Origin of the sequence: Sulfitobacter rhodophyticola (genome assembly GCF_041281685.2) — a bacterium.
Taxonomy (GTDB): domain Bacteria; phylum Pseudomonadota; class Alphaproteobacteria; order Rhodobacterales; family Rhodobacteraceae; genus Sulfitobacter.
This window is the reverse complement of record NZ_CP166251.2, coordinates 116490-130506: the sequence shown is the minus strand read 5'-3', so window position 1 is coordinate 130506 and position 14017 is coordinate 116490. Positions and strand designations below refer to the sequence as shown.

Annotated in this window: 12 protein-coding genes; 6 read left to right on the top strand and 6 right to left on the bottom strand. The window is 60.8% G+C overall.

Going from position 1 to position 14017, the window contains the following annotated elements; translation table 11 throughout:
• The first annotated feature begins 50 nt into the window (after positions 1–50).
• Positions 51–929, top strand: coding sequence for a LysR family transcriptional regulator (locus AB4X18_RS01680; RefSeq protein ID WP_370401968.1), 879 nt, complete (start codon positions 51–53; stop codon positions 927–929).
• Positions 930–931: 2 nt separating this feature from the next.
• On the opposite strand, the gene AB4X18_RS01675 is transcribed toward AB4X18_RS01680, so the two are convergent.
• The 3 genes from AB4X18_RS01675 to AB4X18_RS01665 form a co-directional block, all read right to left on the bottom strand.
• Positions 932–2446, bottom strand: a complete 1515-nt coding sequence (locus AB4X18_RS01675; RefSeq protein ID WP_370401967.1) for a tripartite tricarboxylate transporter permease — start codon at positions 2444–2446, stop codon at positions 932–934.
• Position 2447: 1 nt separating this feature from the next.
• On the bottom strand, positions 2448–2930 hold the full coding sequence (locus AB4X18_RS01670) for a tripartite tricarboxylate transporter TctB family protein (protein WP_370401966.1): 483 nt from the start codon (positions 2928–2930) through the stop codon (positions 2448–2450).
• Positions 2931–2996: 66 nt separating this feature from the next.
• Positions 2997–3983 carry a Bug family tripartite tricarboxylate transporter substrate binding protein gene (locus AB4X18_RS01665; protein WP_370401965.1) on the bottom strand — a complete coding sequence of 329 codons (987 nt, stop codon included), beginning with the start codon at positions 3981–3983 and terminating at the stop codon, positions 2997–2999.
• Between the two features lie 119 nt (positions 3984–4102).
• Between AB4X18_RS01665 and AB4X18_RS01660 the strand changes: the two genes are divergently transcribed.
• From AB4X18_RS01660 to AB4X18_RS01640, 5 genes are all read left to right on the top strand, one after another.
• Entirely contained in the window at positions 4103–4768 is a 666-nt protein-coding gene (locus AB4X18_RS01660; protein WP_370401964.1) for a response regulator transcription factor, read from the top strand.
• Complete coding sequence (locus tag AB4X18_RS01655; protein ID WP_370401963.1) at positions 4761–6125, top strand: sensor histidine kinase; 1365 nt, start codon at positions 4761–4763, stop codon at positions 6123–6125. Before AB4X18_RS01660 ends, AB4X18_RS01655 begins: the two co-directional genes overlap by 8 nt.
• Positions 6104–7120 carry an ABC transporter substrate-binding protein gene (locus AB4X18_RS01650; protein ID WP_370401962.1) on the top strand — a complete coding sequence of 339 codons (1017 nt, stop codon included), beginning with the start codon at positions 6104–6106 and terminating at the stop codon, positions 7118–7120. The genes AB4X18_RS01655 and AB4X18_RS01650 overlap by 22 nt, the downstream gene beginning before the upstream one ends.
• 228 nt (positions 7121–7348) lie before the next feature.
• A complete protein-coding gene (locus AB4X18_RS01645) occupies positions 7349–10570 on the top strand; it encodes a CHASE domain-containing protein (RefSeq protein ID WP_370401961.1) in 3222 nt (1073 codons plus the stop codon).
• Between the two features lie 226 nt (positions 10571–10796).
• Positions 10797–11165: a response regulator gene (locus AB4X18_RS01640; protein WP_370401960.1), complete on the top strand. Its 369-nt coding sequence runs from the start codon at positions 10797–10799 to the stop codon at positions 11163–11165.
• Positions 11166–11222: 57 nt separating this feature from the next.
• On the opposite strand, the gene AB4X18_RS01635 is transcribed toward AB4X18_RS01640, so the two are convergent.
• The 3 genes from AB4X18_RS01635 to AB4X18_RS01625 all read right to left on the bottom strand — a co-directional run bounded on the left by AB4X18_RS01635 (position 11223) and on the right by AB4X18_RS01625 (position 13948).
• Positions 11223–11582, bottom strand: coding sequence for an Hpt domain-containing protein (locus AB4X18_RS01635; protein ID WP_370402559.1), 360 nt, complete (start codon positions 11580–11582; stop codon positions 11223–11225).
• Positions 11583–11587: 5 nt separating this feature from the next.
• The gene (locus tag AB4X18_RS01630) at positions 11588–12559 is read right to left on the bottom strand and encodes a response regulator (protein ID WP_370401959.1); all 972 of its coding nucleotides are present in this window, start codon (positions 12557–12559) and stop codon (positions 11588–11590) included.
• A 198-nt stretch (positions 12560–12757) separates the two neighbouring features.
• Positions 12758–13948: an NAD(P)/FAD-dependent oxidoreductase gene (locus AB4X18_RS01625; protein WP_370401958.1), complete on the bottom strand. Its 1191-nt coding sequence runs from the start codon at positions 13946–13948 to the stop codon at positions 12758–12760.
• Between the last annotated feature and the right edge of the window lie 69 nt (positions 13949–14017).

Genomic DNA, 14017 nt, shown 5'->3' with positions numbered 1-14017 from the left:
AGATAAAAAATTCATTGTTTGTGCGTATTCGTTCTGTTTTATAGATGTATATGTCTGACCTGAACTATCACCACCTGCGCTATTTCTGGGCCGTGGCCCATGACGGTAACCTGACCCGCACCGCCGAACGGCTGAACCTGTCGCAATCGGCAGTGTCAGTGCAGATCAAGCAGCTTGAAGCGCAACTGGGCCACGCCCTGTTTGAGCGGCGCGGGAGGCAGTTGATCCTGACCGAAGCGGGGCGCATCGCGCTGGATCATGCCGATACGATCTTTGCCTCGGGACGTGAACTGCTGGGCACCCTGCAAGAAAAGGGGCGCAGCCGTCAGGCCATCCGCATCGGCGCGCTGGCAACGCTGTCGCGGAACTTCCAGATGGAATTCCTGCGCCCGATCCTTGATCGCCCGGATGTGGAAATCATCCTGCGCTCGGGTACCAGCGCGGATCTGCTGACCGCGCTGGAGGGGCTGAACCTTGATGTCGTGCTGATCAACCAGCCGCCCGCGCGCGATGCGGTCACGCCCTTTGTCTCGCACCGCCTGTCCGAACAACCGGTCAGCCTTGTCGGCACGCCGGACCGGTTGAACGGCACCCGCGACCTGAGGGAACTGCTTGCCAGCCAGCCGGTCATCCTGCCCACCCATGACACCGGGGTGCGCATCGGCTTTGACGCCTGGACCGAACGGCTGGGCCTGCGCCCGCAGATTGCGGCAGAGGTGGACGATATGGCCATGATGCGCCTTCTGGCGCGCGATGGGGTGGGTCTGGCGGTGCTGCCGCCGATCGTGGTTCAGGACGAATTGGTCAGCGGCCGCCTGGTCGAAGCAGGCCGCCTGCCGGACATCGCTGAGACGTTCTTTGCCGTCACGATCACCCGCCGCTTTCCCAATCCGATCCTTGCGGACTTGCTCAAGGATCGCGCGATCTGACCCTAGTCCCCGTCAGCGATACCGCTCTGCCGCAGCCGCGCGCGGCGCGCCCGGTAACCGGGCAGCACCACCAGCAGACCGGCGATCACCAGCAGGCCCAGCGTCATGGGCCGCTCCCAGATGAAACTGATCCCGTCATAAAGCTGCATCGAGCGGGAAAAGTTGTTCTCCAGCATGCCGCCAAGGATGAACCCGATCAGCAGCGGGGCCAGCGGGTAATCCGCGAACCTGAGCGCCGTGGCACAAACGCCAAAGCCCACCAGCAGCAAAAGCTCGGTTGCGTTGTTCTGCCCGATGTAGGCCCCCATCAGCGTGAAAAACAGGATGAAGGGAATAAGGTAATTGCGCGGAATCGATAGAACTTTTGCGATATAGGGGATCAACGGCAGGTTCAGGATCAACAACACCAGATTGCCGATGAACATCGACATGATCACCGCCCAGAACACCTGCGGTTCATCCACCATCAGGCGCGGCCCGGGCGTGACATTCAGCGCAATCAGCGCCCCCAGCAGGATTGCCGTGGTGCCTGATCCCGGAATGCCCAGCGTGAGCAGCGGCACGAAGGATCCCGTGCAGGCCGCGTTGTTCGCGGTTTCCGGCGCGGCCAACCCCTTGATCGACCCCTTGCCGAATTCCTCCTGCTCCGTCTTGGTGGCGATGTTGCGCTCCACCGCGTAGCCCAGAAAACTGGCGATGGTAGCGCCCGCACCCGGCAACACGCCGATAAAGAACCCCTGAAGCGATTGTCGCCCGATGACCGGCGCGATGGCCCTTGCCTCGGACCGGGTAATGCGCAGGTCCTTGATCTTGCCATCCTCGCCCTGCGTGATCTCTGGCGGTTTCAGCACCAGAAACAGCGCCTCCGGCAGGGCGAACATCGCCATTGCCAGCGTGATGAAACCAAAGCCCGATTGCAGGTCCATGATCCCCATGGTGAAACGCGGCAGATTGAACAGCGCGCCTTCGCCTACCGTCGCCATGATCAGGCCCAGCACCGTCATCATCAGCGCCTTGGCCACCTGTCCGGTGCCCGCAAAGGCCGCGATGGCCGACAGGCCCACGACCATCAGCGCGAAATACTCCGCCGAATGAAACAACAACGCCACCGACGACAGGGCGGGGGCAAAGACCATCAGCAACAGCGCCCCTATGGTGCCCCCCGCAAAACTGGCGACAGCAGCAATGGTCAATGCCTTGCCCGCCTTGCCCTGCTTGGCCATGGGAAAGCCGTCAAAACTGCTGGCCACCGTACCGGCCACCCCCGGCGCATTCAGCAGGATCGACGACGTCGAGCCGCCAAAGATCGCGCCATAGTAAACGCCAGCCAGCAGGATCAGCGCGGCAGAGGCATCGCCCAATGAAATCGCCACCGGGATCATGATCGCGATGATCGACATCGGCCCAAGCCCCGGCAACATCCCGATGAACGTCCCGATCAGGCAGCCGCCGATGACCATGGCGATGTTTTGCAGCGACAGCGCGGTTTGCAGACCGATCAGCAGTCCTTCAAGCATCTCAGCCTCCCACGAAAAACGGCAACGGGCGTAGGTAAATGCCAAGCACCTGCTGCACCAGATACCAGACGATGAACGTGGCCAGCAGCGACACCGGCACCATGATGTGCCACTTGCGTTCGCCCAGAATGAAGGAGCCAAGGATCAGGAACGCCCCGGTGGAGAACAAGAACCCCAGCGGTCGCAGAAACAGCGCATAGGCTACCATTAGCCCCAGCAGGATCAGCCCCTGACCGATGTGATACTCCCCAAGGCGGCGGTAATCGATATCGCCGATCTTGGCCTCCCCCTTTTCCAACCCCAACAGGATCACCAGAGAGGCCAGGATGCCCAGAATGGACAAAACCTTGGGAAACGTGCTGGGCCAGATCGGGTTGCGGCGCATGAAAGGCGCCAGGCTCGCGTCCATCGTGAACCAAGCGGTATACCCATAGGCCAGACATATCCCCAGTAAAATCAATGCGATCCAGCGATCCAGTGCCATTTGCTCTCCCCCCCCGAGGCGAATGTGGTGTGGCAGAGCGGGCGCGCCGCTCTGCCGCGCACGGCTTTACAGGAAGCCGAGCTTTTTCATCAGATCGCCGATGACCGTTTCCTGATCTTCCAGGAAGGCCTTGAAGTCATCGCCGGGGTTGTGGATGTTGACCCAACCATTGCGCGCGCGCACGGCTTCCCATTCGGGCGTGTCATACATCTTGGCAATGGCGTCCTGATACATGGCCACCTTGTCCGCTGGCAGACCCGGCGCACCAAAGAACCCCCGCCAGTTGACGAACGTGGTGTCGATGCCCTGTTCCTGCATGGTTTGCGCGTCAGGGGCCGCATCAACCCGCTCGGGTGCTGTCACGCCGATGATCTTCACCTCGCCCGCGTTGGCCAGATCGACCGCTTCGGAGAACCCGGTGGAAAGCGCCGCGATTTCGCCCGACAGCAGCGCCGCCATGGCTTTGCCGCCCGCGTCATAGGGGATGTATTTCACCGCCAGCGCGTCCTTGCCCGCCGCTTCCATCACCATGGCCGCGACCAGATGGTCCATACCGCCCGGCACCGACCCGCCGCCGATTGCTGTGGCAGATGCGTCCGCGTCAAACGCCGCGACCAGATCGGACATGGAATTGATCGGGCTGTCCTTGCCCACCACGATGGCGGCATAATCGCCAATCGTGCCCGCGACCAGCGTCAGGTCACGGAAGTTGTGCGGAAACACCCCGGTCAGTGACCGGATCACGATGGGCGTCGAATTCACCATCAGCGTGCCGTGATTGCTTTCAGCGTTTTCAATAAGATAGCCGATGGCCTTGCCGCCACCACCGCCTGACATGTTCTCGTAGGATGCGGTGCCGACAAGGCCCGCTTCGGTCAGGGCCTCGCCCGTGCCACGCGCGGTGCCGTCCCAACCGCCGCCCGCACCGCCCGGGATCAGGAAATGAACGGAATCGAGCACCTGATGCCCGTCGGCCAGCGCAGGCGTGCCAAAACCAAGCGTTGCCACGGCAGCCGCCATCAGGGCGCGGCGGCCCAATTTCAAAGTCGTCATGATGTCCTCCCATTTGACAACCGTCCGCTTTGAGCGGATCAGTTGAAGACAGAACACCACCCCAAGCTGACACGGACCTGTCACGCGCCAACGGGTCCGCAGGATGAGCATGCCATTCCATGAAATATCTGCTGATCGAGGATAATCCAGAGCTGGCCCATGCGGTGATGACCCGCATGAAGATCGACGGACATATAATTGATCATGCTGATAAAATTGAAGATGCCATCGCCTTTTCCGAGACCGGGGAATACGATCTGATCCTGCTCGATATCATGTTGCCCGACGGCGACGGGCGCGACTTTCTGCGCCGTCACCGGGCGGGCAAACGCGACACGCCGGTGATCGTCCTGACCGCCCGGTCGCAGGTATCGGACAGAATCAGCATGCTTGATCTGGGGGCGGATGATTACGTCACCAAACCTTTCGACCACGCCGAACTGCAGGCCCGCTGCCGCGCCGTGTTGCGCCGCAATGCAGGTGCCGCGCAGACAGTGATGCAGATGGGCGACGTGGCTTTTGACCCGGTTGCCGGCCTGCTTACCGTTCAGGGCAGGGAGGTCACCTTGCGCAACAAGGAACTGCGCCTGCTGGAAATCCTGATGAACGCGCCGGGACAGATTTTCCCCAAACAAAAACTGGTGGACCGGCTGTTCTCCTATGACGACGATGTGTCGGAGAACGCGATCGAGGTCTATGTCGCCCGCCTGCGCAAGCATCTGGGCGGCTCGCAGGTCAGCATCACCACCCACCGGGGGCTGGGATACAGGCTCGATCATGGTTGAGGCGGTCGCGGTCTCGGGTTCGCTGCGCAAGCGCCTGACGGCGACACTGATCGGCGGCGCAGCGGCACTGGCCGTCCTGATGTATTTCATCGCCCGCCTTTACGCGGCACAAATCGCCCAACAGGGGCAGGACAACGTGCTGGGGGCCTCCGTGACCTCCATCCTTGATGCGGCGGTGATCCGTGACGGCATGGTCGAGATTGATTTCCCCTATGCGGCTTTCTCCATGCTCAGCACACCTGCGGATGACCGGGTTTTTTATGCTATTTATCAGGATAATGTCTTGCTTTCAGGCTACGGCAGCCTGCCGCCCGGAGATGCCCGCGCCAGCGGCATCGGCTTTCGAACGGCCACGGTCGATGACGATGCCGTGCGCGTGGCCACCGGTGCGCGCCGCCTGATCGGGGGCGATCTGCGCACCGATATCACCGTGTCCGTGGCCCAGACCCAGGACAGCCTGTCCGGCACCCTGACCACGATTGCGCGCAACGTGGCGCTGTTCGGGGCGGGCTTCTTTCTGCTGGCGGTGCTGCTGTCCTTCTGGGCGACCTCCGCCACCATCGGCCCGCTGCAACGGCTGACCCATTCGATCACCCGGCGTGGACCACAGGACCTCAGCCCCGTATCGCGCCCGGTGCCTTCGGAAATGGTGCCGCTGGTGTCGTCGTTGAATTCGCTGATGGGGCGGCTGGACCAATCCCTGCGCCAATCCGAAGATTTCATCGCCGAAGCCGCCCACCGGGTGCGCACGCCACTGGCCACCGTGCGCTCTTACGCGGAAACCACGCTGCAACGGGTCGAACGGGAGGAAAACAGGCAAGCGCTGCGCTCCATGGTGCGGGCGATTGACGAAAGCAGCCGTGCGGCGGGGCAATTGCTGGACCACGCAATGATCACCTTCCGCGCCGATCATCTGGACCGCCAACCGCTTGATCTGGTGGCGCTTGTGGATGAACTGGTGCTCCGCCTGACCCCTGTGGCCGAGATGCAGGACATCACGTTGCAAGTGCAGGGTGACGCGGCCGTTCCTTGCGAAGGCGATGCGATCCTGCTGCAGAACGCCGTCCGCAATCTCATTGATAACGCACTGAAGTATTCGCCCAGCGACGGAACGATCGACATCACTATCCGCGCCACGCCGCGCCCCATGGTCGAAGTGCGCGATCAGGGGCCGGGCTTCCCGGTCGAAGACATCGCCGAACTGCCCGCGCGCTTCGCCCGTGGCAGCAATGCGGCAGGCATCATCGGTTCCGGCCTTGGCCTGACCATCGCGCAGGACGTGGCCACCGCCCATGGCGGCACGCTGGTATTGGACAATGACCCGAAAGGTGGCGCATGCGTTTGCTTGTCTCTTTGATCCTCACGCTCTGGGCCGCCGCCACAAGCGCGCAAAACTGGGAAGAACAGCGCATTTTTGGCACGCAGGCAGATGCCGCCACCCGCCTGTGGGTGCTGTCCAGCACCGACACAGCACTTTTCGAACCGGTGCTGGAAAGCTTTCTGCAAACGCGCCCCGGCGTTGCAGTCGAATACCTTGTCACCGGCACCGCCGATCTGGATCAGGTTTTTCGCGCTGATCCGGCCGCCTTTGACGTGGTGATTTCCAGCGCGATGGATTTGCAGCTCAAGCTGGCCAACGACGGATTTGCCCGGCGTCTTGATGGGGTCAGCCACCCGCCGCGCGCGCAATGGCGGCAAAGCCTGTTCGCCTTCACCACGGAACCTGCGGCTTTTGTGCTCAACCGTGCCGCTTTTGCCGGACAACCGCTGCCCCGCACCCGGCAAGGGTTGATCCGCGCCCTGCGCGCCGACCCCGAGACGTTTCGGGGCCGCGTGGGCACCTACGATGTGCGTCAATCGGGGCTGGGCTACCTGTTTGCCACCCAGGACGCCCGAGCGTCAGAGACGTTCTGGCGGCTGACAGAGGTGATGGGCGCGCTAGAGGCGCAGCTTTACTGCTGTTCCGGCGACATGATCGAGGATGTCGCGTCAGGTCGCCTGCTGGTGGCCTACAACGTGCTGGGCAGCTATGCCGCCGCCCGGCACGATCTGGCCGACCGGATCGTGATCATCGCGCCCGAAGACTTTCCGACCACCATGATGCGCACCGCCTTCGTGTCCGCCCAAAGCAGCAGCCCCGGCCCGGCAGAGGATCTGGTCCGCCACATTATTGCCGTGCAATCGGCTGACGCAGGCGAAGACGGCTACCCCCTGCCGCCGCTGGCCAAAACGCCCGCAGGCACCGTACCCGCCACCATCGCGCTGGAACCGGCACTGATCACCTATCTGGACCGGCTCAAGCGGCGGACCTTCATCCGGGAATGGGAAAGCGCGATCATTCAGGGCCCCTGATCCGGGGTGCCTCGCCTCCAAATGGATCAGCTTCGTGCCCTAAACCGTTGCAAAAACATCAAATGCCGGACCGTCAAATCGCCGAACCGGGATGGAAAGGTTAATAGACGATAGACTTGATCCCCAGATCAACCTAAAATGGAAAACGATAATTTTGCCTCATTCATCTGCCAGATGGGGATCAAAGGCACCTGACGTCTTCGGGTGTGCATCAAGAGGCCTGACACGTTGCGCAGATTTGAGCTTTTCCTGATTGTGATCTGCCTGACCGTGACGGTGGGCCTGTTTGCCAACAGCGTGAACAACAACAACGATGGCGCGCGGGATGAATTCCTGAGCCTGACGGACGAAAGCATTGATGCGGTGCGCGACCGCATGCGCACCTATCTGCAAAACCTCAACGGTGCGGCGGCCTTCCTGAATACCGCCGACCGCGTCTCGGTCGAGGATTTTGCAGGCTACGTCGATACCCTTGAGATTGAGCAGTTTCTGCCCGGCATCGCGGGGATCGGTCTGATCGAACCTGTTGCACGAGGTGAGGAGGCGGCGTTCATTGAACGTATGCGCGCGCTGGGAGAGACGCGTCTGCAGATCAAACCCGATACCGGGGCAGAGGAACGGTTTATCATCAGCCGGATCTCTCCTTACCAACCCAACAAGGAGGCGCTTGGCCTCGACATCACCTTCGAAAAGGGCCGTCGCGAGGCTGCGATCCGCGCACGCGAAACCGGCATGCCGCAACTGACCCCGCGCATCACGCTGGTGCAGGACGATTTCGAAGCGCCCGGATTTTTGCTGCTGCGCCCGTTCTTTCGCATCGAACGCAGCACACCCGATGCCGAACCGGAGCAGGGCGAATTCGTCGGCTGGGTCTATGCGCCTTTTGTCGGTCCCAACGTCCTTGCTGGCGCCACCCCGAATGAAGGGCGGATTTTCAATTTCAGCGTCTATGACGGCGACACGGTGGATCCTGCCAACCTGATCTATGGCGGCGCAACCCGCGAGGCAGGCGCGCAACAATCGCTCTTCACCTCGACCTACGTCATCGATTCATTCGGGCGCAACTGGACGCTGGTCTACGAAAGTACGCCCGCGTTTGAGCGCAGCTATCGCACCTATGTGCCACTGGCGATCCTTCTGGTGGGGGCCTTGTCGACCGCGATGCTGCTGTTCTCCATGCGCAACCTGCGGATCCGCAGCGAAGCGTTGAGCGAGGTCGCGGCGATGCGCGCGCGCCAGGTCAGCGCGCGTGAGGAGGAAAACCGCGCCATCGTCGAAAACGCCGTGGTCGCGGTCTTCATTCTGGATGACCAAAGCAGGGTGATGTTTGCCAACCAGGCCGCGCTGTCCTGCTTTGGCTATGGCCTGTCGGAAATGGACGGGATGGGCTTTGACCAGTTCATCAAACCCGTGCCCGACGACAGTGGTGCCGAAGATTACAATGCCACCGGCATGACCCGGCGCGGCGCGCATCTGGTGCTGGACGTGCAGCGCAACGACTGGCTTACGTTTGACGGGGCCGCGCGCACCACCGCGATTGTCCGCGACCTGACGGCGGAACACAAAGCCCAGCGGGAACTGCGGCGGACCAAGCGCCTGTATGATCTGGCTCTGGAAGGGGCACGCATCGGTGTGTTCGATCTCAACCTCAAGGATGGCACGTCGGACGTGTCCGACACCTGGTGCGATCTGATGGGCTATGGCCCGGGATGCAACGGGCTTGAAACCCAGCGTATGTTCCTTGAACGCGTCCACCCGAACGATATGCACATCCTCACCCGTGCGGACAAAGGGGCCATTGATGGCACCACCGAACGCTCCATCGCGGAATATCGTGTGCGTTTTGGCGAAAACGAATGGCGCTGGATGCGGTCAGATTCAGTTGTGGTGGCCCGTGATGCCGCAGGCACCGCGACGCGGATGATCGGCGCACAGACCGATGTCACCGATCTGCGCCACTCGCGCAATGCGCTTGAAGTCAGCGAAAAACGTTTCCGCCGCGTACTGGCCGCGGCACCCGTCGGCATGGCCCTGATGAACGAGGAATGGCACTTCACCGATGTAAACGGGGCCTTCAGCACCCTGTGCGGCTGGGCCGAAAAGGATCTTACCGCAGGGGCTGCACGGCTGTCGGACATGATGCCGCCCGAAGATCTGGCCGCGTTGGAACACAAGGTTGCCGACATGGTGCGCGCCAAGGCGCAGAACTCCTATCAGGGCGAACACCGCATCCTGCACCGTGACGGATTTGAACGTTGGGGCCTTTTCAACATCTCCTGGGCCTACGACAAGAACGAAGGGCGCAACATGTTCATCGCCCAGATCAACGACATTACCGATCAGAAAAAGCTTGACCAGATCAAGAACGAATTCGTCTCCACGGTCAGCCATGAACTGCGCACGCCGCTGACCTCCATCAAGGGCGCGCTAGGGCTTATCCATGCGTCCGAAGCCAGCGGCCTGACCCCGGCAAGCCAGCGCCTGATCGATATTGCCCGCACCAATACCGACCGTCTGACGACCATCGTCAATGACATCCTTGATCTGGAAAAGATCTCCTCCGGTGATGTGCAGTTCGACTTTGAAACCGTCGACATGGTGCAGATCATTCAGGACACCGTGCAGGAAATGCTGCCTTTTGCGGAAACCCACGCCAACACGCTGAAGATCGACGCCCCCGAAGCCCCGGTGATGGTACAGGCCGATCAGGGGCGCACCCGTCAGGTGCTGGCCAACCTCATCTCCAACGCCTGCAAGTATTCGTTCGAGAACACCGAAATCCTGGTCAAGACGGAACGGCTCGACAATCTGGCGATCGTCTATGTGCAGAACACCGGCATCGGTGTGCCGGAAAGCTTCAAATCGCGCATCTTCCAGGCGTTCTCCCAGGCGGACGGATCAGACACGCGCGCCAAGGGCGGCACGGGTCTGGGGCTGAACATCACGCGCCAGATCGTGAACCGTCACAACGGGCAGATCGGGTTCAAGAGCGTGGCAAACGGGGTGACGGTCTTCTGGTTCACCTATCCGATCGCGCGCACGGTGCTGAAATCGGTGCCCGCCCAGGAACTCCCCGAAGAACAGAAGCACGCCAAAAAGAAGCTGCGGGTGCTGCATCTCGAAGACGATCTGGATTTCGCCGAAATCCTGCAATCGGGCCTGCGGGACGTGGCCCGGATCACCCATGTCGAAACGCTTGCGGCGGCCCGTGTGGCGATTGGCACGATGAAGCCCGACGTGATCATCATTGACTGGTCTCTGCCGGACGGCAACGGCGAACAACTGCTGGATGAAATCTATCAGAAACTGCCGGATGTGCGCGTTCTGGGGCTGTCAGCGGATTCCGATGTGCGTGGCGATGACCGGCTTTTTGCCAATCTGGTGAAATCCCGGACGGAGCTTTCGACAATCGCCGCCTGTGTCGCAGGCCGTACCGCGAAGGCCTCCTGAGGCGACGCGATCCGAAACGGATGTTGGAATACTATTATAGGTAGAATGAGTGTGATATCTTTCGCCCCGAAGTCTATTGTCGAAAGCCTTTGGCCTAAGATAGGGTTCAAGTCAGAAGTGGGGCGTTGCACGGCGAAATGGCGTGCTGCGAACCGAAAGAACCGGGTTGCGATCAATCATCCCCAAGAAGGATGACAGGTGCGCAGCCTTTGAAGAGGAAACAGGCATGATCAAGCTGCTACACGTCGAAGACGATGCTGACATCCGCGAAATCGCCAAGATGGCTTTGGACTTGTCCGGCGAATTCGAAGTTGTTCAATGCGAAAGCGGTGAAGACGCGCTGACCACGGTGCCGGGCTATCTGCCGGATGTGGTGCTGCTGGATATGATGATGCCGGGCATGACCGGCAAGCAGACGCTGGAGAAGATGCGCGAAATACCCGAAATGGCGCATGTCCCGGCGATCTTCATGACCGCCCGCGCCCAACAAGCCGAGATGGAGGAGTTGCGCAGTCTGGGCGCCGCAGAGGTGATCAGCAAACCCTTCGATCCCATGTCGCTGGCCGATCAGGTGAAAGTCGCGATTGGCAAGTGAAGCGGGTTTCAGCGCGCGTGTAACGGGCGGGCGGCGCTTGTGGCGCCGCTTTTCGCCTCAGGCAACCTCTTGCTGTTCGGCGATCACCGTGCGGCAGTCGGTGACAAAGCGATCAAGATGATAGATCAGCTCGCCCGGGCAGATTGCCAGATCGGCATCCGGTCCCTCCAGATGGCCAATGATCTCCAACTCGCAATACCGCGCAAACTTGCCCAGATCCGGAAATCCGAGCGACCCCGCGCTGCCCGATATCTGGTGCAGCACCGCTTGCGCCGATGCAAGGTTGCCGTTGATGTCTTCAAGGGTCTCGCCGTCCCAAGCCGCAAGCGCATGCCCAGCAATCGCCGCTTGGCGTTGCTCCAGCATATCAAGAAAGCGGCCCCGGACCCGGTCGATCCCTGGCAGTTCATTCATCATGTCTTTCACGCTGTTTGCCCTAAGTCCCAGTAGTTGTTCTGCGTCTTCGCAAAAAGATCACAGGCTTCCTCGGCGCTCGCATGGGCGGCGGCAATCGCCTCCATCACGGTATCGCCGTTCTTCCAGACCAGCCGCACCGCATTGCCCGCGCAAACACGCGGCTGCAGACGTTGGCCGTCATTGTTGTAAAGTTCGGTGCGTGCCAGCGACAGGTTGATCGCATCCATCAGCGCCTTCATGTCAGGCCGCCAACCGCTTTCGGTGATGCACATGAACGTACCGCTGCCGGCATAGGACATCAGGAACTGGTGCCCCGTCAGCGTGTCAGAGATCACTTCGGCCACATCCGAAATCATGCTGAAGAATTCAAAGGCGGACAAGCCAGCGTGATAATCTGCTGTCTGCCGGATGGTAAAGGCAAAGGCCGTCGATCCGAACAGTGACTGGCGCGACAGTTGTGCGACGTAGTTTTCCATCGCGGTGTAATCGATCACGTTCTCGACGTCATAGACGGAGATCGGCTCGTATACCTCGATGTGATTGACACCTTCGGACACCGTCTGCGTGGCAAAGATCTTGCGGGTCCGCGCCTTGCGGGCAGCGATCAGGGTCTCGGCGGTGTGCAGCCGCGCCTTCAATTCCGTCACCTCGAAAGGTTTGGTGACATAATCGGTGGCCCCCGCCGCGAAGGCATTGTCGATATACCGCTTTTCGGCCATCGCCGTCAGCATCAGGACAGGGGTATCTGCATGGCGCGCGGTGTCGCGCAGCCGTCGGGTCAATTCGATCCCGTCCATGCCGGGCATCTGAATGTCGAAAAGGAAGCAGTCAAAGGGGCCATCCTGACCGCTTTCGATCAGCTCCAGCGCCGCCATGGCAGAGGGTGCGGTTGTCAGGTCGTGGTCTCCCACGGCGTCTACGAATTGCGCCAGCAATTCAAGGATGATCGGGTCGTCGTCAACGGCCAGAATACGCATGTTTTCCTCCGGTTTCACGGGGCGCAGGCCCGCAGGCCTTGTGACGCATTCCTTAACTTTAACGGGAAAAGTGGCACAATTTTGGCGATCTTGCGAAAAATACCCGTAAGGGGGTCGGATTGTTTCCAAATCCTGCAATATCATGCACCGACACCGCCACGACCGGACAGGTTTGGAAAAAATCGCGGTGCCGCTTGGTCAGATCACCGCTTTTTCGACGAATTTCGTGTTGCTCACCACCCGCTCGAACCCGAAAGGGGACAGATCAAGGGACCGATACGCCCCGTGGGTGATCAACTCCGCCACTCCGCGCGCAATGGCAGGACTTTGTTGCAGGCCATGGCCGGAAAACCCGTTCAGGAAGATGAAATTCGCAATCTCCGGATGGCGTCCCACAACGGCGTTCTGATCGAAGGTGTTGAAGGCATAATGCCCGACCCATTCGTTGATCAGCTTGATCTGTTCGAACGCGGGCACGCGGGTGGCCAGCACCGGCCAGACCTTGTTTTCCCACAGGCTGTGATCGAATCCGAAATCGTCGTAATCCACATCCGGATCGTCATCCGGGGGACACCCGGCCAGATAATACTGCCCATCCGTGCGCATGTGCACGCCCGACGGATCAATGGTCAGCGGCAGGTCCCGGTCCAGCGGCTGCGCGGCGTCAAAGATGAAGGTATAGCGCTTGCGCGGCCGCACCGGCAGGTCGATCCCCGCCATCGCCGCCGTGGCAGCCGCGCGCGGCCCCGACGCATTGACCAGCGTGCCGCAGGTCAGTGTGTCGCCAGACTTCAGGGTAACGCCGTCGATGGCAGAACTCGACGCAGTCAGCCCGACAACCTCATCATGCACATAGGTCACCCCATTGCGCCGGGCCATCCGTTTGAACCAGTCAAACATGGTGCCGCCGTCGAAATACCCTTCATCGACAAGGTTATGATTGCCCCCGATGATGCCATCCAGATTGTAGAACGGATAAGCCGCCGCGATCTCCTCGCGGGTCATGTACCGCGTGTGCGCGCCCAGCTTGGCCTGTATCTTCTGGCTTTCCTGCAAGGTTCGGGCGAAGCCATCCGTATCGGCCAGGTACATATACCCATAGCTTTGCAACGGCAGATGCGGCACCTCCGGATCGCCACCCATGAACGCCCTGAAATTCTTGATGAACTCTGCGCCGAACTGCGAAATCTGGATGTTTGTAGGGTTGCTGAACTGCTGGCGGATGCAGGAATTGGTGTGGCTGGTGGACGCATAGGCATAGGTCGGATCACGCTCGATCACCGCGATGCTGCCATCGAACCCCGGCGTGTTGGTCAGCCACCACGCCAGCGCGGAACCATAGATCGCGCCGCCAATGATCACGACGTCATAAGAAGGGGTGGTGGGCATGGGCAGTCTCGCCTTGTTGCAGATCTCTGACACCAAACTAGCGGTGTTTCTTCAGCCGGTTAAGTCCGT